At 65.2% G+C, this 22,893-nt stretch carries 21 protein-coding genes; 11 read left to right on the forward strand and 10 right to left on the reverse strand.

The window, feature by feature from the left end; translation table 11 throughout:
• Positions 1–4 precede the first annotated feature (4 nt).
• From ACVIHF_RS37755 to ACVIHF_RS37765, 3 genes are read right to left on the reverse strand one after another with little or no spacing between them, the layout of a single operon-like run.
• Positions 5–985 carry a Gfo/Idh/MocA family protein gene (locus ACVIHF_RS37755; RefSeq protein ID WP_456793512.1) on the reverse strand — a complete coding sequence of 327 codons (981 nt, stop codon included), beginning with the start codon at positions 983–985 and terminating at the stop codon, positions 5–7.
• A complete protein-coding gene (locus tag ACVIHF_RS37760) occupies positions 982–1,869 on the reverse strand; it encodes an NAD(P)-dependent oxidoreductase (protein ID WP_253605002.1) in 888 nt (295 codons plus the stop codon). Before ACVIHF_RS37760 ends, ACVIHF_RS37755 begins: the two co-directional genes overlap by 4 nt.
• 19 nt (positions 1,870–1,888) lie before the next feature.
• Complete coding sequence (locus tag ACVIHF_RS37765) at positions 1,889–2,848, reverse strand: Bug family tripartite tricarboxylate transporter substrate binding protein (protein ID WP_253605000.1); 960 nt, start codon at positions 2,846–2,848, stop codon at positions 1,889–1,891.
• 135 nt (positions 2,849–2,983) lie between these two features.
• Between ACVIHF_RS37765 and ACVIHF_RS37770 the strand changes: the two genes are divergently transcribed.
• The 3 genes from ACVIHF_RS37770 (at position 2,984) to ACVIHF_RS37780 (ending at position 6,166) form a co-directional block, all read left to right on the forward strand.
• Positions 2,984–3,373, forward strand: a complete 390-nt coding sequence (locus ACVIHF_RS37770; protein WP_212054563.1) for a carboxymuconolactone decarboxylase family protein — start codon at positions 2,984–2,986, stop codon at positions 3,371–3,373.
• A gap of 60 nt (positions 3,374–3,433) precedes the next feature.
• Complete coding sequence (locus ACVIHF_RS37775; RefSeq protein WP_456793513.1) at positions 3,434–4,795, forward strand: class-II fumarase/aspartase family protein; 1,362 nt, start codon at positions 3,434–3,436, stop codon at positions 4,793–4,795.
• A 114-nt stretch (positions 4,796–4,909) separates the two neighbouring features.
• Positions 4,910–6,166, forward strand: a complete 1,257-nt coding sequence (locus ACVIHF_RS37780; protein WP_225645441.1) for an aminopeptidase — start codon at positions 4,910–4,912, stop codon at positions 6,164–6,166.
• A gap of 205 nt (positions 6,167–6,371) precedes the next feature.
• On the opposite strand, the gene ACVIHF_RS37785 is transcribed toward ACVIHF_RS37780, so the two are convergent.
• The 3 genes from ACVIHF_RS37785 to ACVIHF_RS37795 all read right to left on the reverse strand — a co-directional run bounded on the left by ACVIHF_RS37785 (position 6,372) and on the right by ACVIHF_RS37795 (position 9,455).
• Complete coding sequence (locus ACVIHF_RS37785; RefSeq protein ID WP_225645440.1) at positions 6,372–7,304, reverse strand: GNAT family N-acetyltransferase; 933 nt, start codon at positions 7,302–7,304, stop codon at positions 6,372–6,374.
• Positions 7,305–7,315: 11 nt separating this feature from the next.
• The gene (locus ACVIHF_RS37790) at positions 7,316–8,365 is read right to left on the reverse strand and encodes an amidohydrolase family protein (protein ID WP_456793514.1); all 1,050 of its coding nucleotides are present in this window, start codon (positions 8,363–8,365) and stop codon (positions 7,316–7,318) included.
• Positions 8,366–8,510: 145 nt separating this feature from the next.
• The gene (locus tag ACVIHF_RS37795; RefSeq protein ID WP_253604993.1) at positions 8,511–9,455 is read right to left on the reverse strand and encodes an EamA family transporter; all 945 of its coding nucleotides are present in this window, start codon (positions 9,453–9,455) and stop codon (positions 8,511–8,513) included.
• 90 nt (positions 9,456–9,545) lie between these two features.
• Here ACVIHF_RS37795 and ACVIHF_RS37800 point away from each other — a divergent pair, with 90 nt between their 5' ends.
• Positions 9,546–10,169, forward strand: a complete 624-nt coding sequence (locus tag ACVIHF_RS37800; RefSeq protein ID WP_253604991.1) for a CGNR zinc finger domain-containing protein — start codon at positions 9,546–9,548, stop codon at positions 10,167–10,169.
• A 12-nt stretch (positions 10,170–10,181) separates the two neighbouring features.
• On the opposite strand, the gene ACVIHF_RS37805 is transcribed toward ACVIHF_RS37800, so the two are convergent.
• A complete protein-coding gene (locus tag ACVIHF_RS37805) occupies positions 10,182–11,021 on the reverse strand; it encodes an MBL fold metallo-hydrolase (protein ID WP_316398815.1) in 840 nt (279 codons plus the stop codon).
• Between the two features lie 174 nt (positions 11,022–11,195).
• Here ACVIHF_RS37805 and ACVIHF_RS37810 point away from each other — a divergent pair, with 174 nt between their 5' ends.
• Positions 11,196–12,146, forward strand: coding sequence for an alpha/beta fold hydrolase (locus ACVIHF_RS37810; RefSeq protein WP_253604989.1), 951 nt, complete (start codon positions 11,196–11,198; stop codon positions 12,144–12,146).
• Here the strand turns inward: ACVIHF_RS37810 and ACVIHF_RS37815 are convergent.
• Together ACVIHF_RS37815 and ACVIHF_RS37820 are read right to left on the reverse strand one after the other, a co-directional pair.
• Positions 12,130–13,647, reverse strand: a complete 1,518-nt coding sequence (locus tag ACVIHF_RS37815) for a permease (protein WP_456793515.1) — start codon at positions 13,645–13,647, stop codon at positions 12,130–12,132. The two genes, ACVIHF_RS37810 and ACVIHF_RS37815, sit on opposite strands and share 17 nt — an antisense overlap.
• Positions 13,644–14,396, reverse strand: coding sequence for an ABC transporter ATP-binding protein (locus tag ACVIHF_RS37820; RefSeq protein ID WP_253604987.1), 753 nt, complete (start codon positions 14,394–14,396; stop codon positions 13,644–13,646). Before ACVIHF_RS37820 ends, ACVIHF_RS37815 begins: the two co-directional genes overlap by 4 nt.
• A 295-nt stretch (positions 14,397–14,691) precedes the next feature.
• Between ACVIHF_RS37820 and ACVIHF_RS37825 the strand changes: the two genes are divergently transcribed.
• The 6 genes from ACVIHF_RS37825 (at position 14,692) to ACVIHF_RS37850 (ending at position 21,614) form a co-directional block, all read left to right on the forward strand.
• Positions 14,692–15,567, forward strand: coding sequence for a branched-chain amino acid ABC transporter permease (locus ACVIHF_RS37825; RefSeq protein WP_018269126.1), 876 nt, complete (start codon positions 14,692–14,694; stop codon positions 15,565–15,567).
• A gap of 10 nt (positions 15,568–15,577) precedes the next feature.
• Positions 15,578–16,729 carry a branched-chain amino acid ABC transporter permease gene (locus tag ACVIHF_RS37830; RefSeq protein ID WP_310880815.1) on the forward strand — a complete coding sequence of 384 codons (1,152 nt, stop codon included), beginning with the start codon at positions 15,578–15,580 and terminating at the stop codon, positions 16,727–16,729.
• On the forward strand, positions 16,726–17,484 hold the full coding sequence (locus ACVIHF_RS37835; protein WP_028336610.1) for an ABC transporter ATP-binding protein: 759 nt from the start codon (positions 16,726–16,728) through the stop codon (positions 17,482–17,484). Before ACVIHF_RS37830 ends, ACVIHF_RS37835 begins: the two co-directional genes overlap by 4 nt.
• 10 nt (positions 17,485–17,494) lie before the next feature.
• Positions 17,495–18,274, forward strand: a complete 780-nt coding sequence (locus ACVIHF_RS37840) for an ABC transporter ATP-binding protein (protein ID WP_018269124.1) — start codon at positions 17,495–17,497, stop codon at positions 18,272–18,274.
• Between the two features lie 139 nt (positions 18,275–18,413).
• The gene (locus ACVIHF_RS37845; RefSeq protein WP_310880816.1) at positions 18,414–20,252 is read left to right on the forward strand and encodes an AMP-dependent synthetase/ligase; all 1,839 of its coding nucleotides are present in this window, start codon (positions 18,414–18,416) and stop codon (positions 20,250–20,252) included.
• Positions 20,253–20,414: 162 nt separating this feature from the next.
• Positions 20,415–21,614, forward strand: coding sequence for an ABC transporter substrate-binding protein (locus tag ACVIHF_RS37850; RefSeq protein ID WP_050382511.1), 1,200 nt, complete (start codon positions 20,415–20,417; stop codon positions 21,612–21,614).
• A 126-nt stretch (positions 21,615–21,740) separates the two neighbouring features.
• Here the strand turns inward: ACVIHF_RS37850 and ACVIHF_RS37855 are convergent, their stop codons facing one another.
• Complete coding sequence (locus ACVIHF_RS37855; protein WP_310880817.1) at positions 21,741–22,493, reverse strand: transglutaminase-like cysteine peptidase; 753 nt, start codon at positions 22,491–22,493, stop codon at positions 21,741–21,743.
• Positions 22,494–22,893 lie beyond the last annotated feature (400 nt).

Raw genomic sequence — 22,893 nt, forward strand, 5'->3', positions numbered from 1 at the left:
CGGATCACTGGTATGCCGTATGGCAGGCGACCGGATGTCCCGATTGCATCGACTGCAGCGCGGCCTCGAACGCGGCGAGCGTCGCCAGCACGTCTGCCTCGAGCACCGGGAACGGCTGCTTGCCTTCGACGGCGTCGGCAAAGGCCGATAGTTCCGCGGTGAGGGTGTCGATTGCCGGATAGCGCGTCGTCGCAGGCGCCTCGCCGGATTTCCGCAGTACCATCGTCTGTTCGTCGAGCACCTCGGCGGATCCCTTCGTTCCGAACACATGCACGCGCCAATAGAACGGTGTTGCGCGAATTGTCGCAAGGGTTGCGCTCACGCCATTCACAAATTCAATCGCCAAGGTTGCAGTGTCGAGCGGCGGCGGTCCGGCCTCGCGCGCACTCAACCGGGCATAGACCTGGCGCGCGGGACCAAGCAGGCTGACGAAGCCGTGGAGCACATGCAGCCCCGCGCCGGTCAGGCCGCCGCCCGGCGATTCCTCGGGCGACAGCCGCCAGCCCTGCGTGATGGTCTGCGAGTTCTCGTTGCTATTGTGGCCCTCGACATGCAGGATGGTGCCGAGCTCGCTGCTGGCTGTGATCGCGCGCAGCGCCTGCATCGACGGCCAGAACCGGCGGTTATGCCCGACCGCGAGCACCACGCCGGCGCTGCGGCACGCTGCGAACATCTCCGCGGCATCGGCGCGCCGAAGCGCCAGCGGCTTCTCGCAAAACACCTGCTTACCGGCGCTGGCTGCCGCGATCACCTGGCCCTTGTGCAGCGAATGCGGCGTCGCCAGCAGCACGGCATCGATGCGAGCGTCGGCGAGGACATCGTCCAGGCTCGCCGCGACGGAGAGGCCGTGCGCCTCGCAAAAGCTGGCGGCGCCGTTGGCGTCGGGTTCCACCGCGCGGACGATCCTGAGCCGCGGCTCGTTGCGCGCGGCCCCGACCAGTGCGCGGCCCCATCGACCGAGGCCCGCGATCGCACAGTTGATCATGACTGTCCCTCACCGTGGCCGCGGCCGGCCCGGATCGCCTCGATGACCGCGGCGCTGTCGTTGTCTGGCCCTTGAAGCGCGATCGCCGCGCGCAGCAGTTCGGCCTGCACCGAGGTCAGCGGCAAGGGCAGGCCGTGCCGACCGGCCTCCTGCAGGATCAGCTCGGCATCCTTCAAGGTCTGCGCGATATGCGATTGCGGCGAGAAATCCCGCGCCAGCATCTTCGGCCCCTTGCTGTCCATCACCTTGGAATATGCCGCCGATTGCCGCGCGGTCGCAAGGAACGCCGCGCCGTCGAGGCCGAGGCTTTCGGCAAAGGCGATGCCCTCGGCCAGCGCGGCGCGGTTGTTCTGCAGGATCAGGTTGATGGCGAGCTTGGTGCGGCTGGCATTGCCGATCGCGCCGACATTGATCCGCTGCGGGCAGAGGATATCGAGCGTCGCCGCGGCGGCGTCGATGATGTCGGCATCGCCGGCGACCAGCGCGGTAGCCGTGCCCGCACGGACCTCGGCGCTGGTCCCCGAGATCGGCGCTTCGATGAAGGCGAGGCGCGAGCGGGAGGCGAATTCGGCGATTGCCGCGATCTCGCCCGGCGCGCAGGTGGTGGTGCAGATGATGCGCGGCGGCGCCGTCGCGTTGGCGAGCTCCGGCAGCAATCCCTTGACCTGGGCCGCGTCATCCACCGCGATGACGATGGTCCGGCAGCGCGCTGCCACGTCGGCGGCAAAAGCCGCGAACTCGGCGCCGCTGGCTCGCAGGCCATCTGTCTTCGCGGCGTCGATGTCGAAGCCGATCACCCCGATGCCGGCGTCGATCAGCCGCGCGGAGAGCGCCGATCCCATCAGCCCCAGGCCAATCATGCCAACGGGTGTCTCGCGAGCCATGATGCGACGCCGCCTCGCTTTATTGCGGCTGGATGCCGGCCGCCTTGACCTCCGCCGACCAGCGCACGACCTCGCTCCTGACGAAGGCGCCGAACTCGGCGGGCGCGAGCGGCGCCACCATCACGCCGACATCGGCGAGCTTCTTCCTCGTCTCCGGCATCGCGAGGTACTTCGCACACTCGGCGTAGAGTTTGCTGACCACGGGTTCCGGCGTGCCGGCGGGCGCGAACAGGCCGTACCAGATCGTGGCCTCGAAGCCCGGCATCGCTTCCGCGAGCGCGGGCAGGCCGGGCGTCAGCTCGTTGCGGGTCGCCGACGTCACGGCGATGCCGCGCAAGGTGCCGCCCTGCATCTGCGGGATCGCGACCGAGAAGTCGCCGAAGGTGAGATCGATCACCCCCGCCATCACGTCGGTCATCGCCTGCGGGACGCCGCGATACGACGCCGCGACCAGCGACAGGCCGCCGCGCGATTGCAGCTGGGCGATCGAGATCTGCGATGCGCCGGAACCGTAGCCCGCGGTCAGGTTGGGATTGGCCTTGGCGTAGCTGAGGAACTGCGGCAGGTCCCTGGCCGCGAGCTTGGGATTGACCAGCAGCACCATCGCCGTGGTGGTGGTGCGGATGACAGGTGCGAAATCCTTCACCGGGTCGTAGGGCAGGCTCTTCAGCGTCGCGACGTTGCTGGCATGGGTGGTGTTGGTGCCCATCAACAGCGTGTAGCCGTCGGGCGCGCTGCGGGCGACCTCCTGGGCGCCGATGCTGCCGAGCGCGCCGGCGCGGTTCTCGATCAGCACGGTCTGGCCGAACGCGTCCTGCAGATGCTGGCCGACCAGCCGCGCGACATTGTCGGGACCGGCGCCGGCCGGGAATGGCACGATGATCTTGAGCGGCCGTTGCGGGAAATCGTCCGCGGCGAAAGCCGGCAGGATGGAAAGCGTCGCAAGCAGGACGACGAGCAGCCCCAGCCGTAACTTCATCCCGGTCCCCTCGTGTCTGCTTTTGCAAATTTATACGGACAAATACCTTAGAAAGGCAAGCGCCAGGCCTGCTGGAATGTTGAGGTGCGTCATATTTATCCGTATAAATAGCCCATTCAGGGGAGCCAGACGACGATGGTGGACATCAGCGATCTCCATGCGCGCGGACTGCGCCGGCGCCAGAAGATGTTCGGCGAGGGCGATGTCGCCAAGCGGATGGCCGCTGCGGGCGATTTCGGCACGCCGCTGCAGGACATCATCAATGCCTATGTCTACGGCGACGTCTGGGAGCGCAGCGGGCTGTCCGACCAGATCCGCAGCCTCGTGATGCTCGGCATCACCGCGGCGAGCAGCAAGCCGGCCGAGTTCCGCGTGCATGCCAAGGGCGCGCTGGCCAATGGCTGCACCGCCGCGCAGGTGCAGGACGTGCTGCTGCTGGTCGCGATGTATTGCGGCATTCCGGCCGCGATCGAGACCAGCAAGATCGCAGCCGAGGTGTTCGGCGAGGCGCCGCCGGAGGGGTAGGGCACGGGCCCTTGCCGTGATAGGGACGTTGCCGTCTGCGACCGGCAACAGGATTTGCCCATGTCCGCCTTCCCGACCTCGACCACCGTGCTCGATTCCGTATTGTTTCGCGATGCCTTCGGCACGCGCGAGATGCGCGAGGTGTTTTCCGACCTGCGGCTGATCGAGCGCTATGCCGAGGTCGAGGTCGCGCTGGCGAAGGCCGAAGCGCGCTGCGGTGTGATTCCCGCTGAAGCCGCCGCGGAGATCGCAAAACGTACCGATGTTGCCGCGCTCGATTTCGATCTGCTGCGGCAGGAGACCGACGTCGTCGGCTACCCGATCCTGCCGCTGGTGCATCAGATGGCCAAGCAGTGCGGCGAGGCCGGCCGCTACGTCCATTGGGGCGCGACCACGCAGGACGTCATGGACACCGCCGTGGTGCTGCAACTGCGCGACGGATTGAAGATCATCGAGGACGACATCGCTGCGCTGCGCGGCATCCTCGCCGATCTCTCGAAAAAATACCGCGACACGCCGATGGCCGGCCGCACCCATCTGCAGCAGGCGCTGCCGGTGACGTTCGGCTACAAGATCGCGATCTGGCTCGCCGCGTTCGATCGCCACGCCGCGCGGCTTGCGGAGCTGAAGCCGCGCGTGCTGGTCGGCCAGTTCGCCGGCGCCGCCGGCACGCTGGCCTCGCTCGGCGACAAGGGATTCGAGGTTCAGCGGGCGCTGTGCGAGGAACTCGGGCTCGGCGTGCCCGTCGCGACCTGGCATGTCGCGCGCGACGGTCTGGCCGAAGCGGTGAGTTTCCTCGCGCTGGTCACGGGAACGCTCGGCAAGATCGCGCTCGACATCATGATCATGGCGTCGACCGAGTTCGCCGAGGTCTACGAGCCGTTCGTCAAAGGGCGCGGCGCGTCCTCGACCATGCCGCAAAAGCGCAACCCGATCTCGTCGGAGCTGATGCTCGCCGCCGCCAAGGCGGTGCGCCAGCATGCCGGCCTGATGCTGGATGCGATGGTGCAGGATTTCGAGCGCGCCACCGGCCCGTGGCACGCCGAATGGATGGCGATCCCGGAAAGCTTCGTGCTGACCGCGGGCGCGCTGCACCAGGCGAGGTTCGCGCTTGGCGGTCTGATCGTCGACGAGCAGCGGATGGCCGACAATCTCGACATCAGCCGCGGGCTGATCGTGGCCGAAGCCGTGATGATGGGCCTCGCGCCGTCGATCGGCCGGCAGGAAGCGCATGACGTGGTCTATGACGCCTGCCGCCTCGCCAACGACAAGGGCCTGACGCTGACCGAGGCGCTAGCGGCGGATGATCGCGTTGCCAGCCGGATCGATCGGGCGACGATCGACCGCCTCACCGCGCCGAAAAACTATCTCGGCCTGGCGCCGCAGATGGTCGACCGGGTGCTGGCCTCGGTGAAGCGGTAAAATTCGAGGCAATTGCTCGCCGTCGCGTGATCGGGCGCGGCGGGCAGGAACCTTGCGGATGCGGATCGAATTGGACTACGAATCCCGAGGGTTCCTCAAACGACACGGCGCTTCATGACCGCACATCAACGCAACCTTTCCGCATCGATCGATCCCGTGAAGCTCGACCGGCTCGCCGAAGTCGCGATCAAGGTCGGCCTGCAGCTGCAGCCGGGGCAGGATCTGCTGCTCACGGCGCCCGCCGGAGCGATGCCGCTGGTGCGGCGGGTGGTGGAGCATGCCTACAAGGCCGGTGCGGGTCTCGTGACGCCATTCTTCTCGGACGAGGAGCTCACGCTGGCGCGCTACCGCTACGCCAACGATGCGAGTTTCGATCGCGCCGCAAGCTGGCTCTATGAGGGCATGGCGAAGGCGTTCGGCGCTAACACCGCGCGGCTTGCGATCGTCGGCGACAATCCGATGCTGCTGTCGGGCGAAGACCCGGTCAAGGTGGCGCGCGCCAGCAAGGCCAATTCGATCGCCTACCAGCCGGCACTGGAGAAGATCGTCAATTTCGACACCAACTGGAACATCATCGCCTATCCGAGCACGTCCTGGGCCAAGCAGGTGTTCCCCGACGATGCCGAGGACGTCGCGGTGGCCAGGCTTGCCGATGCGATCTTCTCCGCCTCCCGCGTCGATCAGGATGGCGCCGTCGCCGCCTGGGCACAGCACAATGCGAAGCTCCGCGAGCGCACCGAATGGCTGAACGGCCAGCGCTTCCACGCGCTGAAATATTCCGGACCCGGCATGGACCTCACGATCGGCCTCGCCGACGGTCATGAATGGGAGGGCGGTGCGTCGACTGCCAAGAACGGCATCGTCTGCAATGCCAACATCCCGACCGAGGAAGTCTTCACCACCCCGCACTGCCGCCGCGTCAGCGGCCACGTCGTCAGCTCCAAGCCGCTGTCCTATCAGGGCACGCTGATCGACAATATCTCGGTCAAGTTCGAGGAAGGCCGCATCGTCGAGGCTAAGGCCTCGCGCGGCGAGGAAGTGCTGAAGAAGGTGCTCGACACCGACGAGGGCGCGCGCCGCCTCGGCGAGGTCGCGCTGGTGCCGCATTCCTCACCTATTTCGAAGAGCGGGCTGCTGTTCTTCAACACGCTGTTCGACGAGAACGCCGCCTCGCACATCGCGCTCGGCCAGTGCTACTCGAAATGCTTCGTTAATGGCGACAAGCTGACGCCGCAGCAGATCGCCGAGCAGGGCGGCAACAAGAGCCTGATCCATATCGACTGGATGATCGGCTCCGCCCACACCGATATCGACGGCATCCATGCCGACGGTCGCAGCGTGCCGGTGTTCCGCAAGGGCGAGTGGGCGTAAGGGGGCCGACGCTCTTCACCTCGCCCCGCGTGCGGGGAGAGGTCGGATCGCATCTTCAGATGCGATCCGGGTGAGGGGGCGCCTCCGCGAATGCAGCTGTCACCGAATATGTGGAGAGGCCCCTCACCCCAACCCTCTCCCCGTAAGAACGGGGCGAGGGAGCGCAATCCCGTCGCCGTCGCTACCGACCCAATCTCATCGCGCTCTACTGAAACCTCCGCCCCCGCGCGGCGAGCAGATCGCCGCGCGGCGCGCTGAAGCGGCAGGTCTCGTGCTGCGGCCGGAAACCGAGCCGGCGATAGATCTTCAGCGCGGGAGCGTTGCGGCTCGAGACGTTGAGCCAGCACGGGTGTTCGATCGAGACGTCGTGTGCGGCCAGCACGCGATACACCAGCAGCTGGCCGAGCCCGCGTCCCTGCCGCACCGGATCGACGGCGACCGACTCGATCCACATCGAGTTCCGTTCCGGCTCGGTCAGGCAGAAGCCCGACATCTGTCCATCCTCCGACGCGATCCAGACTTCGCTTTCGGTCAGGACCTGCGCCATCTCCTCCGGCGAGTACAGGCGGAAGGCGGCGTCCGAGGCATAGGCGGCATTGTGGATGCGCGCGACCTCGCCCGCGCAGGCGCTGACGTCGCTGACCTGCTCGATGGTGGCGCGCGCGGCCGCGAGCGTGCGCGCCGGCTGCAGCGGCTCGACGCACTTCATCCCGATCTCGGACTCGACATGAACGAAGCCGAAGGCCGCGACGAAGGCCATTCCGGCCGGCCAGTCGCTGCTCACCAGCGTCTGCACGGTGAGATCGGCATCGGCGTCGATCGCAAGCACCTCGTCGAACAGCGCGAGGCCAATCCGGCGGCGCCGCATCTCGGGCGCCACGACGATCTTGAGGAATCGGGTGTGATGCGCGCCCTGGTCGCGCAACGAGGACTCGGCGAGGCCGACGAGTGCGCCATCGCGCTCGGCAACACGAAAGCCGCGCCCGCCGCGGTTCTGCGGCAGCTTCAGGAACTGGTCCCATTGCGGCAGCGTGACAGGGCCTAGCCGCGGTTCCACCGCGGCTGCCTTTGCGTAAAGTTCGACCACCGCTTCCGCATCAGCCTCTCGAAGCGGCCGGATGGTGATGCCGTCATCCATGAGTCGAGAGTTTACCCGATATCGAGCCGATAGACATCCTTTGCCGTCTTCAAGAACAACGCCGTCTTTTCGGCTTCGCTATATTGTGATGCAAGCCGTTTAAAGGTGTTGAAGATGACCTGGTAGCTGCATTGCCCCTTATCAGGTGGGAAGTTGCTCTCGAACATGCAACGGTCCGGACCGAACGCCTCGATGCAGGTCTCGACATAAGGCCGCCAGGCGGCGGCAAGTTCCTCCGACGAGGGCGGCCTGGGGCGGAGGTGGAAGTCGTAGCCGAGCAGGCACATCGCCAGCCCGCCGAGCTTGACCACGACGTTCGGGCATCTGGCGATCTCCTGGATCGACGCCTTCCAGTCCGGAAAGGTCTCCGCGCGCTTGCCGGCGAAGCGGCCGGTGCCGACCGGGCCGCCGCAATGGTCGAGCACGATCCTGGTATCGGGAAAGGCGCGGGCGAGGTCGGTCAGCTCGCTGATCTGCGGGTGGAACAACCAGGCATCGAAGCTGAGGCCGAGCGGTGCCAGGCAGGCGAACCCCCTACGAAAGGTGGAGTCCAGCAGAATGCCCTTCGGTCGGTTCGCGTACATGTGGGCGACGTTGGGGTCTTCATCCCAGGCCGAGGAGTGGCGGATGCCGCGGAACCGGCCGTTGCCGGCGGCAATCTCCGCCTCCAGCACCGCCTTGGCCTGATCGCCGATCAGAAGGTTAACGTGGCTGACGATGCCGGCGCAGATCGCCGCCTTGCCGTAGCCGCCACTCGCCGCCATCGCCGCGACGCCGTTGGCAAACTCGACCTCGCCGACCGGACGGAACGCCTCCGGGCCGTCGGCGCGGTACATCGACCGGCAATCGACATAGACGGTCGCCACGATGTTGTGGCCGGACGCGATGTCGTCGCGCATCTCCTCGATCAGATAGCGCAAGCCCCCGCGATCCCAGAGATGGTGATGCGGATCGACGATCGGCCGGGCCGGGTCGATGATCTCCTCGGTGTATTGGGCGAGCCAGTCTTCGCGCGGGTTGGCATAGAGCCCGCTGGCGGAGGCGGGCAGAGTGCTGGCCATGGATGATGCTCCCTGTTCTTGCTCTTGTCGGCCGCCGATACGATGTCGGCTGCGTGGAGGATAACGAGCCGCGCAGCGACGCGTCAAACCCGGGCCTCTGCCTGACCTCTGCCTGAGGAGGCATGCGTACGTCTGCGCGTGCCGGTCAACCCGACCGTATTGCCGGTCGCGACCATGTCATCGACTGAGCTTGCCTCGCCGACGCCGGCGATGCCTGCTCGGCGCGCCAGGTGATGATGACCGAGGCGATGACAAGAAGCGCTCCAAACAACATCGTGACGGAAAACGGCTCGCCCAGAATCAGCGTGCCGAGCAGCACGGCGATGATCGGGTTGACGAAGATGTAGGTCGAGACCATGAACGTCGACACATTGTCGAGGAGCCAGCGAAATGCCGTGAAGCCGATGACGCTGCCGGCGATGGCGAGATAGATCACGGCCGCGAGCGAGGGCGCCGAAACGCCGCGCGGCGAGAAGCCTTCCAGTTCACCGGACGCAAGACTGATTGCAAACAGGACCGCGCCGCCGATCGACAGTTGCATGCCTGACGACAATGTTGGCGAACCATGATCCGAAGTCCGGCGCGACAGCACCGTGCCCACCGCCCAGGAGAACGCCGCAGCGAGCAGCAGCAGAATGGGAAGGATACTGAAATGGCCCTGTTCGGCCGATTGCCAGCCCACGATTGCAACACCAGCAAGGCCGGGCAGCAATGCGGCGAGCGTCATGGTCGCGGGACGCCGGGTTTGCGGATACAGGAAATCGATGAGCAACACCCAGAACGGGATCGTAGCCAGCATGATCGCGGCGATGCCGGACGGAACCGATTGCTGGGCATAAGCGAGAACACCATGGCAGCCGACGAAGAACAGCACGCCGCAAAGTGCTGCGGTCAGCCAGTTCCACCGCGAAACACGCGTGACGTCCGCCCCGTTCAGCGCGATCAGGATCAGGCCGCCGCCGAGCGAGCGAAGGCCCATCAGCAGGAACGGCGGGATCGACTTCAAGCCGAGCGCGATCGCGAAGTAGGTGGAACCCCAAAGCAGATAGATGGCGGCGAACGCGCCGACAATCAAAAGGCGCTTGGACATACGAGGCTCCCGAGCTAGATTCTAACCCCTTAATGGGTTATCAAATCCAACCCATTAAGGGGTTATGCGTTCCGAAGGAGTTGCTGGACCATGCCGCGCGTTCCTTCGGCTGAGGCGTCGTCCCGGGAAGAGCTCAGCATCAAGTTCGTCAATACCGTCGCATGGCGTCTCCGCGACCTGGTTGAGGATCGGATCGCGACCTCGGATTCCATCCTGAAATGGCTGGTCGATGCCGAACTGGCGGATCGCCGGATCGCCGCGCAACTCAGGGCGCGATGGAAAGCCTCACCGCACGAGGCCGATGCCTTTCTGAATGCGGCGCATGGTCTGCGCGAGGCGCTCTACAGGATCTTTATCGGCCGCATCGGAGGCGGCCGGATCGATCCGACGGCGCTGGCCGATATCAACCGATACCTCGAAGCCGCGTTGGGCGGTGTTGCGCTCGGACCTGTCGGCGACACCCTGCGGTGGCTGCCGACAGCCGGGAAAGTTGCGCCCGAGACGCTGCTCAAGCCGATCGCATGGTCGGCGGTGAGCCTTCTGACCGGGCCCCGTGCGCTGAGGGTGAAGCAGTGCCAGGATGAGCGGGGTTGCGGTTGGTTGTTCGTTGACGAGAGCCGTACCCAGAACCGGCGGTGGTGCTCGATGGGCGATTGCGGCAATCTTGCCAAATCGCGGCGGCACTACCGGCGCAGCCAGGCGGCGGAGGAATGAGTGCGTTGAGCCTCACACCCCATCGAGGATGATCACCGTCGGCGTCGCCGGCAGGGTGTCGCGCGAAATCCGCAAGGTGCGCTCGCCGCCGCGGCGATCGATCTCGAACTGCTGGCCGATCAGGCGCATGAACTCGTCGAGCGGGGTGGCGAAGCGGTGCATCGGCAGCACGACGGCGGCGCGCAATCGCCTGGTGATCTCGGAGATGCCGTCGAGCGACATCGTATAGGTGCCGTCGATCGGCACCATCACGATGTCGAGCCGGCCGATCGCGGCGAAATGGCTGTCGTCGAGTTTGACGTGGAGGTGGCCGAGATGGCCGATGCAGAGGCCGGCGACCTCGAAGATGAAGATCGAATTGCCGTCTTTGATCATCTCGCCGCCGGGGTCTTCGCCCCAGTAGCGGCGAATGTCGGTGGTGACGTTGCGGATATAGACGTCGCCGATGCGCATCGCGTAATGCGCGGCCTGGCCGTTCTCGCCCCAGCCATGCAGCACGTGGGGAATCTTGGGGTCGGGAAACAGCGTGTAATGGGTCGCGTGGGCCCGGTTCATGGTCGCGACGTCGGGCAGCCGCCCGGTCCGATAGACGCCGTTATAGTCGGTCGCGATCCGGATGCCGCCGGGCGTGTCGATATAGTAGGTCGAATGGCCGGCATAGGTGATCGCGACTTCGTCGGACTTGGTCGCAGTCTTGTCCGCGGTCTTGGCCGCGAGGCGGCGGTAGCTCACGGGGACGGCGCGCGGCGGCGCATTGGCCATCGCCAGGCATTCGCTGCGCTGGGCGTCCTGCGCGAAGGCGTGACCGGTCAATGATCCCAGCAAGACCAGCGCGGCGAGCAATCTCAGCATGACCTGTTCCGTCTGCGGCGGCATCCGCGGACGGAACAGTAGCGCGCAATTGGCGCGCCGTCATGATGAGGCCCGTGCATCGCTCCATGGCGCGGGCTGCAACACGAGCCGGGCGATTATTGCGTCGGGACACGCTAGGATGCCGCGCAAACGATCGAGATCAGGGAGTTCTGCGTGACTGATACCGTCTCTTCGCAGCGCGCGCCTTCGACCAAACGGCTCGAGCCATTGCGCCATGTCGAGGCCGGTGTGCTCAACATCGCCTATTACGAAGCGGGCCCCTCCATTGGGCCGGCCGTGCTGCTGATGCATGGCTTCCCCTACGACATCCATTCCTATGTGGACGTCGCGCCCATGCTGGCGGCGCAAGGCTGTCGGGTCATCGTGCCCTATCTGCGCGGCTACGGACCGACGGCGTTCCGCGACAAGGCGACGCCGCGCTCGGGCGAGCAGGCGGCGGTCGGTGCCGACATGGTGGCGCTGATGGACGCGCTCGGCATCGCGCGCGCGGTGTTCGCCGGCTATGACTGGGGCGGCCGCGCCGCATCGATCGGTGCGGCGCTGTGGCCGGAAAGATGCATCGGACTCGTCTGCACCAACGGCTACATGATCCAGGACATCGCGCATGCAATGGTGCCGGCGCCGCCGGATCGCGAGGTGCCGCTTTGGTATCAGTACTACTTCCAGCTCGAGCGGGGGCGGGCGGGGCTTGCCGCCAACCGGCGCGGCATCGCCAAAATCCTGTGGTCGCAATGGTCGCCGGGCTGGGCGTTCGACGACGCCTGCTTCGAGCGGACTGCGGTCGCGTTCGACAATCCTGATTATGTCGACGTGGTGATCCACAGTTATCGGCACCGCTACGGCGTTGTCGATGGGGATCCGCAATATGCGGATTTGCAGCGGCGGCTCGACACATTGCCTGTCATCAGGGTCCCCGCCGTCTCGCTCGACGGCGCCGATGACGGCGTGACGTTCGCGACCGACGGCAGTCGCTCTGCGGCAAAGTACACCGGCCGCCTTGCCCATCGCCTGATTCCGCATGCCGGCCACAATCTGCCGCAGGAAGCGCCCGAGGCGTTTGCCGCGGCGGTGATCGAGGTGATGAAGGCTAGCGCCGCGGGCTGATCTTCCAGGCGATGACAAGCGTCAGCAGCGTCAGAATGCCGCTGACCAGCGCGGCCGTCGGGATTGTCAGGGCCAGTGCCGCGGTTGCGGCCCAGCCGATCGAGGAGAAGGCTTCCGCGAAGGTCGCGATACGGGAGGAGGTTTGGCGCCGGCGGAACTGGCTGCGCTTGGCCTGCGCGCGGAACCAGAGCTGGACCGCGGCGGCGGATGCGGTCGCGATGAGGATTGCGATCGCCGTGACCGCGGCCTGCCCTGGCGAGGCAAACGCCAGCGCGGCCACCAGCGGGGCGAAGATTGCGGCGATCGCGATCAGGACCACCTCGACCTTGGCGCGGGTCACGCGTGACGGCGGCAGCGGCGCGGTCGCCACCAGATCGGGCGCGTCCTCGCCGGAGATGGTCAGCCAGGCGAGCCCGCCGGCGAGCTGGCCTGCGGCCATCACGATGACGGGCGTAATCAGCACGATCGCGGTCGACGTACCGGAGAAGCTGCGCCACAGCATCAGCGCCGGCGGCAGCAGATAGAGCATCTGCATCAGGGTCTGCGACAGCAGCCACGGATCGCGGCGCAGCAGCAAGAATTCCTTGCGCCGCAGCGCCTGCTGCCGCGAGCCGGCCCGGAACGCGCGGGCGCGTCCCCGCGTCACCGCAGCCGGATTGGCGGCGACGCTGGCGACCGTATCGGCAAACCGCGGTGCGAATATCGCCATCACGCCGCCGAGCATCACCAGCGCCGCGGCGAGCAGCAGCAGCATGATTTCGAGGTCCCCGAGCGATGCCCGCGCCGGCCACCACAGCAGGCTGCCGAGGGCGGGGGCAATTCGCGCCGCGGTGTCCGAGGTCAGGAAGGCAAAGCGCGACAACGTGCCGTAGGACAGCACGGCCACGACCTGCAGCGCGATGACGAAGCCGGCGCCGATCACGGCGGAGACGACCTGCGCCACCAGCCGCGTCCGGCTCGGCCCGATCAGGCGGAACAGGAACGCGGTGACGGCGATCGCGGCGGCTGCCGCCGACAGCCCGATCGCAAGGACGACGCCGAAGCCGGCGAGCCACCGCGGGCCGCCGAGATAGACCAGCACGTCGATGAACGGCGTCGACAGCAACAGCGCCATGCTGCTCACCGTCAGCGCGATCGCGGCGATCCGGATCGAGAAGATGTTGGTGAGTTTTGCCGGCGACGACATGATCAGATCGAGATCGGCGCGGGCGTAAAACACGCGCGTCACCGACTCGATCGCCTGCGAGAGCATCAGCGCCCAGGCCAGGAAGATCGTCGCGGTCAGCACGATCAGCGACGACGGGTCGAGCGGAAACCGCAGGTCGGCATAGCGGTTGACCACGGCATAAGCCGGCAGATGCAGGATCGCCGCGAAGATCAGAAGGCCGATCACGGCGCGATTGCGCCGGCGACGGCCGCCGGTCATCATCGCCAGCCATTCGCGCCACGCCAGGCGGAATTCGTGCCGCGCGAACCAGGTGAGGTGGGCGACCGAGCTCACGCGGCCGCCGCTTCGGTATCGACCAGCGCGATGAACATGTCCTCGAGGGTGGTGTCGTTGCGGCCGTTCTGCGCGCGCAGCTCGGCCAGCGTGCCCTCGGCGATCAGCCTGCCGGCCGCGATCACGCCGATCCGGTCGGCCATCCGCTCGGCGACTTCGAGAATGTGGGTCGTCATGATCACGGTGCAGCCGGCGCGGACGCGCTCCTGCAGCAGTCCCTTGACGTGGCGCGCCGACAGCGCGTCGAGGCCGGTCAGCGGTTCGTCGAGAATGATCAGGCGGGGATCGTGCACCAGCGCGCCGGCCAGCGCCACCTTCTGGCGCATGCCCTTGGAGAAGCCTTCGCAGCGCTCGTTGAGATGCGGCTCGAGCCCGAGCGACATCAGGAGATCGCGCGCCGAGCTCTCCGAGGTGCGCGGATCGATGCCCCACAGGCCGGCGACGAATTCGAGATATTCCAGCGGCGTCAGCTTGTCGTAAATCATCGGCTCGTCGGACACCCAAGCCATGATCTGCTTGGCGGCGACCGGATCGGCGAGCGCATCGATGCCGAGGATCGACACCGAGCCGGCATCGGGCCGCAATAGCCCCGCCACCATGCGCAGCGTCGTGGTCTTGCCGGCGCCGTTCGGTCCGAGCAGCGCATAGAACTCGCCGATACGGATCGTGAGATCGAGCGCGTCGACCGCCGGGCGATCAAAACGCTTGGTTAACCCTCGCACGGCGAGTGCGGACAGTTCAGGTGTCATGGCGTGGTGGCGATCCGGAATTTCGCTCGTCGGTTGCGCAAAGCTTGGACAAAAACCGTTTCGGTGCAGTGAATCGCACGGGGCAAATCAAAGGTGATATCCGTATTAGTCCGTGCTGCGGCAAATCTCCGCAAATGTGATGATACAGCGACAACAGCGGTTTGTTGACAGGGATCGGGCCTTTTGGCTCAATCGGGGCGGACATAGGCGGCTTTCGGCGCTCCAGACACAAGGGCGTGAAGGCGGGATGCAACGAGCGATCGGATAAGAATCGCCGGGCATCGGGGAGGGAACGATGCTGGACTTTGTTCAGCAGCTCGTCAGCGGCATCGCGCTCGGCTGCGTTTACGGCCTGATCGCGCTCGGCTTCGTGCTGGTCTACAAGGCAACCGAGGTCGTCAATTTCGCGCAAGGCGATTTGATGATGCTGGGCGGCTTTTTCGCCTTCACCTTCATCGGCATGCTCGGGCTGAATTACTGGGTCGGGTTCGCCGGCGCGGTGATCTGCATGGCGCTGTTCGGCATGCTGGCCGAGCGGCTCGTGGTGCGGCCGATCCTCGGCTATCCACAGTTCTCCATCATCATGGCGACGATCGGGCTCGGCTATTTCCTGCGCTCGATCTCCGGCATGATCTGGGGCACCGACGACTTCAAGATCGAGACGCCGTTCAGCCAGGGCGTCCTGCGGATCGGCAGCCTGGTGCTCGCCTACGACAAGCTGTCGGTGATCGCGGCGACCATCATCCTGTGCGCGCTGCTCTATCTGTTCTTCAACCGCACCACGCTCGGCACGGCGATGCGCGCCAGTTCGGAGAACATGCTGGCTGCCTATTACATGGGCATTCCGGTCAAGCGGGTGGTCTCGATCGTCTGGGCGATCTCGGCGGCGGTCGCGACCTGCGCCGGCGTGCTGCTGGCGCCGATCACCTTCATTCATTCCAATGTCGGCCTTGTGCTGGGGTTGAAGGCGTTTCCGGCCGCGGTGCTCGGCGGCTTCGGCTCGATCCCGGGCGCCGTGGTCGGCGGCGTCCTGATCGGCGTGATCGAGAGCATGGCCGGCTTCTATTTGCCGCAGGGATGGAAGGACGTCGCGCCCTACATCGTGCTGCTCGCGGTGCTGCTGCTCAAGCCCGAGGGCCTGTTCGGCCTTCACGTCCGCAAGAAGGTCTGAGGAGCGACACATGCGGTTTCTCTTCAAGACCGATTACGAAGACGACATCAAGCTGTTCCCGCATTCGGGCTACATCTATTCCTACGGCCTGTTGCTGGCGGTGCTGCTGATCGCGCCTTACGTGCTCTCAAGCTATCTGATGAGCCAGCTTGTCTTCGTCTGCATCTACGCGACCGTCGGCGTCGGGCTCTTGATCCTGACCGGCTTCACCGGACAGGCCTCGCTCGGCCATGCCGCGTTTCTTGCGATCGGCGCCTATACCGCCGCCTATCTGCAGCAGTTCAACGTGCCGTTCCCGGTCTACTTCCTCGCCGCGGGGCTGTTGACCGGCGTGGTCGGCGCGCTGGTCGGATTTCCGGCCTTGCGGCTGCAGGGCATCTATCTGGTGATCGCGACGATCTCCTTTGCGTTCATCGTCGAGGAGATCCTGGCGCGCTGGGAAAGCGTCACCAACGGCAATGAGGGCATGCGGGTCAAGACCATGCAGCTGCTCGGCACCACGGTGTCGCGCGACGGCCCGACCTTCTATTACCTCTGCCTTGCGGTGCTGGTGCTGACCATCGTCGGCACGCTCAATCTGCTGCGCTCGCCGACCGGGCGCGCCTTTGTCGCGATCCGCGACAGCGAGACCGCGGCGCGCAGCATGGGCATCAATGTCGCGCTCTACAAGGTGAAGTCGTTCGCGATCTCGGCGGCGATCACCGGCTTTGCCGGCGTGCTGTTCGCGCACAAGCTGTCCTTCATCTCGCCCGAGATGTTCACGCTGCAGCTTTCGATCGAGTTCATCATCGTGATCCTGATCGGCGGCACGTTCAGCCTGCACGGTGCGGTGCTGGGCGCGATCTTCCTGGTCATGATCGATCCGTTCCTGACCTATCTGAAGGACGATATGCCCGGCGTGATCGGCGGCATTGCTGCCACCCTCGGCGCCGGCACCGAGCGCGCGGGCCAGATCCAGGACGCGGTCGCAGCCTTCGCCTCCGCCAACGGACTGAAGGGCGCGATCTACGGCATCATCATCGTGCTGTTCGTGCTGTTTGAACCGCTCGGACTCTATGGCCGTTGGCTCAAGATCAAGCTCTTCCTCCAGCTGTTCCCGCTCTACAAGCGCGCCACCTTCAAGCGGCAGAAGATCTATGTGAAATCGGAGCGGAACAGATGAGCTATTTCCGCGCCGAGAACCTGTCGCTGCATTTCGGGGGCCTCAAGGCGGTCGATGCGGTCAGCTTCGCGGTCGAGAAGGGCGAGATCCTCTCGATCATCGGGCCCAACGGCGCCGGCAAGAGCTCGATCTTCAACCTGATCTCGCGGATCTATCCGCCGACCTCCGGCAAGATCTTCTTCGAGGATCAGGACATCACCCAGGAGCCGGCCTACGACATCGCGAAACTCGGCATCGCCCGCACCTTCCAGAACATCGAGCTGTTCGAGAACGCGACCGTGCTGAGCAATCTCCTGGTCGGCCGCCATCGCCATTCCACCACCCGGCTGTGGCAGGAATTGTTGTTCCTGCCGAGCGTTCGTGCCGGCGAGAAGGCGCATCGCCGCCGCGTCGAGCAGGTGATCGAGTTCCTCGATCTCGAGCCCTACCGCGACAAGCTGATCTCGGGACTGCCTTACGGCGTGCGCAAGGTGATCGAGCTGGCGCGGGCGCTGTGCTCGGAGCCGAAGCTGATCCTGCTCGACGAACCGTCCTCCGGCCTCAATGTCGAGGAGACCGACGACATGTCGTTCTGGATCCGCGACATGAAGAGCGAGCTCGGCATCACCGTGCTGATGGTCGAGCACGACATGACGCTGGTCAACCGCGTCTCCGACCGCGTCATCGCGCTGAACTACGGCCGCGTGCTGGCGATGGGCTCGCCGTCCGAGGTGCAGCACCATCCCGACGTCGTCGCAGCGTATCTCGGCGCATGAGGATGATGCCATGAGCACAGCGGACATCATCCTGAAACTCTCCAACATCGAAAGCTATTACGGGCCGATCATGGCGATCCGCGGCATCAGCCTCGAGGTGCCGCGCGGCCGGATCGTGACGCTGCTCGGCGCCAACGGCGCCGGCAAGACCACGGTCCTAAAGACGATCTCCGGGATCCTCGACCCGCAGAAGGGCTCGATCGAATTCCTCGGCAAGCCGATCCAGCGCATGGAGGCCGACCGGATCGTGAGGCTCGGGCTGAGCCATGTGCCGGAGGGGCGCGAGGTGTTTCCGTTCCTGTCGGTGCGCGAAAACCTGATGATGGGCGCCTATCTGCGCAAGGACCGCGACGGTGTGGCGCAGGACCTCGAGCGCGTCTACGGCTATTTTCCACGGCTGAGGGAGCGGCTCGGCCAGCCGGCCGGGCAGCTTTCGGGCGGCGAGCAGCAGATGCTGGCGATCGGGCGGGCGCTGATGAACCGGCCGACGCTGCTGTTGCTCGATGAGCCGTCGCTCGGGCTGTCGCCGATCCTGGTGAAGGAGATCTTCACCATCATCCGCCGCGTCAATGAGGAGCAGGGCATGTCGATCCTGCTGGTCGAGCAGAATGCCAAGATCGCGCTGGAGACGGCGCATTACGGCTATGTGCTGGAGATCGGCCGCGTCGTCATGAACGACACCTGTGAGCGTCTGATGAATTCACCCGATATCCAGGAGTTCTATCTCGGCGCCAAGGAAGCCGGTGCGCGCGGCGAGCGGCGTTGGAAAAAGAAGAAGACGTGGCGTTGAGAATGACTGGGCGCTGGCAAGGGCGCCCAGGAAGGTTTGGCACTGAAAGAGAGTTGGAGCTAGATTTCAGGCCAGTTTCGCCAACAAGACCGGCAACACAAGCCGGCGCGTGAGACCGGCGGCAGAGGAGGGAGCGCGCATGGCCGGACCAGCGGTGCTGACGGTTGCCGACACGATCGCGAGGAGCTTTCTGCTCGCGGTTCAAACGCGTGGCGACAGGCCCGCGATCCGCGAGAAGAAGTTCGGCATCTGGCAACCGACCAGCTGGCGCGAATGGCTGCAGATCTCCAAGGACATCTCCTACGGCCTGCATGCCACAGGCTTCCGTCCCGGCGACGTTGGCTCGATCATCGCCAACGCGGTGCCGGAATGGGTCTATGCCGACATGGGCATCCTATGCGCCGGCGGCGTCTCTTCCGGCATCTATCCGACCGATTCGGCGGCGCAGGTCGAATACCTCATCAATGATTCCCGCACGCGGGTGATCTTCGTCGAGGATGAGGAGCAGCTCGACAAGGTGCTGACCTGCCGGTCGCGCTGTCCGACGCTGGAGAAGATCGTCGTGTTCGACATGGAAGGCCTCTCCGGCTTTTCCGATCCGATGGTGCTGTCGCTCGCGGAATTCACGTCGCTCGGCCGCAATCATGCCTGGGGCAATCCGGCGCTGTGGGACGAGATGACCGGCAGCCGCACCGCCTCCGATCTCGCGATCCTGGTCTACACCTCCGGCACCACGGGCCCGCCCAAGGGCGCGATGCATTCCAACCGCAGCGTGACGCACCAGATGCGCCACGCCAACGATCTCTACCCCTCGACCGACAGCGAGGAGCGGCTGGTGTTCCTGCCGCTCTGCCACGTCGCCGAGCGGGTCGGCGGCTATTACCTCTCGCTCGCGCTGGGATCGGTGATGAATTTCGCCGAGAGCCCGGAGACGGTGCCGGACAATCTTCGCGAGGTGCAGCCGACCGCGTTCCTCGCGGTGCCCCGGATCTGGGAGAAGTTCTATTCCGGCATCACCATCGCGCTGAAGGATGCGACCCCGTTCCAGAACTGGATGTATGCCCGCGCGCTCGCGATCGGCAACCGGATGACCGAGTGCCGGCTGCAGGGCGAGACGCCGCCCTTGTCGCTGCGGCTCGCCAACCGCGCGGCCTATTGGCTGGTGTTCCGCAACATCCGCCGCATGCTCGGGCTCGACCGCTGCCGGATTGCGCTGACCGGCGCCGCGCCGATCTCGCCGGATCTGATCCGCTGGTATCTCGCGCTCGGCATCGACATGCGCGAGGTCTACGGCCAGACCGAGAATTGCGGCGTCGCGACCATGATGCCGGCGGACCGCATCAAGCTCGGCTCGGTCGGCAAGGCCGCGCCCTGGGGCGAGGTGATGATCTGCCCGAAGGGCGAGATCCTGATCAAGGGCGATTTCCTGTTCATGGGCTATCTCAACCAGCCGGAGAAGACCGCCGAGACGATCGACGCCAAAGGCTGGCTGCACACCGGCGACGTCGGGACGATCGACAATGAAGGCTATGTCAAGATCACCGACCGGATGAAGGACATCATCATCACCTCCGGCGGCAAGAACATCACGCCGTCCGAGATCGAGAACCAGCTCAAGTTCTCGCCCTATGTCTCGGATGCGGTCGTGATCGGCGACAAGCGGCCGTATCTCACCTGCCTGATCATGATCGACCAGGAGAATGTCGAGAAATACGCCCAGGATCACGACATCCCCTTCACCAATTACGCGAGCCTGTGCCGCGCACGCGAAATCCAGGATCTGATCCAGCGCGAGGTCGAGGCGGTCAACGTGAAGTTCGCGCGCGTCGAGACCGTCAAGAAATTCTATCTGATCGAGCGCCAGCTCACGCCCGAGGACGAGGAGCTGACGCCGACCATGAAGCTGAAGCGCAGCTTCGTGAATAAGCGCTACGCGGCCGAGATCGCTGCCATGTATGGCGAACGCGCGGTGGCATAGAGCATGATCCGGAAAAGTGTGAAACGGTTTTCCCTCGCGACAAGCGCGCAGCGCTTGCGCGGAGATCATGCTCAAAGAAGGGATTCGACGACACCGAATTGGCGAAGGAGCGAGCAGGCCCGACCCTTCGCTTAACATGGGCCATGTAAGGAGGAGACTGCAATGTCGAAATCGCTGAAGGCGCTGGGCCTTGCGGTGAGTGCGCTGGCGCTGACCTGTCTGCCGGCCGCAGCCCAGACCAAGGTCACCAATGAAGGCATCTCGCCGACCGAGATCGTGATCGGAACGCATCAGGACTTGTCCGGCCCGATCAAGGTCTGGGGCGTTCCGGTGTCCAACGGCATGAAGATGGCGGTTGAGGAGATCAACGCCGGCGGCGGCATCAACGGCCGCAAGATCAAGATGATCCTGGAGGACAACGGCTACGATCCGAAGAAGGCGGTGCTGGCCTCGCAGAAGATGGTCGAGCGCGACAAGGTGTTCGCGATGATCGGCCCGATGGGCTCGCCGACCGTGCTCGCCGCGCAGGACATCCTGTTCGATGCGGGCGTGTTGCAGCTGTTCCCGCTGACGGCCGCCGAATTCACCTTCAAGTTCGATCCCGCCAAGCCGCAGGAGCGGCTGAAGTTCAACAACCTCCTGCCCTATGTCGAGAGCACGCGCGCCGCGCTCAAATACATGATGGAGTGGAAGAACTTCAAGAAGCCCTGCATCATGCATCAGGATGACGAGTACGGCAAAAACGTGCTCGACGGCTTCACCCAGCAGCTTGGCGCGATGAAGGTGCAGCCGGCCTCGGTCACGAGCTACAAGCGCGGTGCCTCCGACTTCTCGGCGCAGGTCGCCAAGATGAAGGCCGACGGCTGCGACCTCGTCGTGCTCGGCACCGTGATCCGCGAGACCATCGGCGCGATGAACGAGGCCAAGAAGCTCGGCTGGGACGTGACGTTCCTCGGCGCCACCCCGACCAACGTGCTCGAAGTGCCGGCGCTCGGCAAGGAAGCCGTCGAAGGGCTCTATGCGGCCTCGGGCTTCGAGATTCCCTACGAGGACACGGCCAAGGGCAAGGTGAAGGACTGGCTGGTGAACTACAAGAAGATGTTCAACACCGACGCCAACACCCAGGCGATCATCGGCTACAACGCGGTGATGACCTTCGCCTTCTACGCCCAGAAGGCGGGCAAGGATCTCTCCGGCCAGAAGATGCTGGACTCGCTGGAGTCAGGCGACAAATTCCTCGACATCTTCAGCTCGCCGCCGACCAAGTTCTCCAAGACGGATCATCTCGCCAACACCATCACCCAGGTGCAGCAGGTCAAGGGCGGCCGCTGGGTGCTGGTGAAGGACAATCTGATGTTCTGACGGGTAGTCGCTCATCTGGATTCACTCGTCATTGCGAGGAGCGAGCGACGAAGCAATCCATCTTTCCGCGGAGGGATGGATTGCTTCGCTTCGCTCGCAATGACGGAAAGTATGTCTGGCCGGCTCTTAGTTCGTACGCGCCGCCGGCCGCCAAGCGGCCTCGGCAACGAGCGGGGCATCGACATAGCGGCTGACGCCGTGCTGGTCGATCACGAAGGTCGGCCGAAAACTCCTGATGTCGTTGTCCTCGATCATCGCCATGCGGCGGTTGTCGAGCGTCAGCCAGCGGCCGTCGAGCCGCGCCGCGACCACCGCATGGTCCTCGCCGCCGACGAGGTCATGCAGGACGACGATCCGCAGATCTTCCGGCGCCACGCCGGCCTTGCGCAGTGCCACCAATTTCGCGATCGCATAGTCCTCGCAATCGCCGCTGCCGCGGGCGAAGGTGGCGAGCGGCGTCGCCCAGACGTCGGGCTCGCCATAGGCCACGAGATCGCTGCCCGGACGGATCGCAAGGTTGATCGCGCGGTTGATTTCGCCGAGCCGGGCGCGACCCTGACGCGCCCGTCCGGCATCGACGATCGCCAGGAATCGCAGCGCCGCCGGCGACGCACAGCCGGCGCGGTCGCTCTCGCAGGCTGCCAGTTGCTCCAATTCGTCGGCGAGCTGGCGCTGCACGCCGAGCCATTTGTCGTGCAGGCCGCCGTCGGCAAGCAGGCTGGTGGTCAGGCCGAACGGCTCGGTCGATTTTCTGATCAGCGTCGCCGGACCGGGCGAAAGCAGCGAAGCGGCATTGAGCTCGGCAACCGGCGCGGCCAGCGCCAGGCCGAAGCCCAGCATGACGGCGCGCAGCGCAAGCGGGCGAAGCGAGAATCTCATCTGACACCCCCTGTCCGCTCTTCGGCGGGTGGACATTGCACCGCGCACGCGACCGGATCGTTTCATGCCGGGCAGCATGACCAACGATCCCTTCGAATCGACTTAAGATGTGGGGAATCAGGGGAAGAGGCTAAAGGGCGCCTGCTTGGGGTCCCGAAAACTTTACCGGTTTGTGAAAGGAAGCGGCGAACCTTTTTCCACTGCTTTGCAACTCATCCTTGCCTTCTGGTTAACCCGGCCGGTCCGCGCACGGGACTGCTGTGATTTGTAAGCTAAGTCACAGCTTTGGCCGGGAAATTGGGGTCAAATGCCCGCTCTGGGCTAAGGGGAAATAGAGGCAAGTACAGAAATGCCAATCAATACCACGAATACGTGGCTCAGTACGTATCTTGGCTTAAAT

It is taken from the genome of Bradyrhizobium sp. USDA 4506 (genome assembly GCF_054058795.1).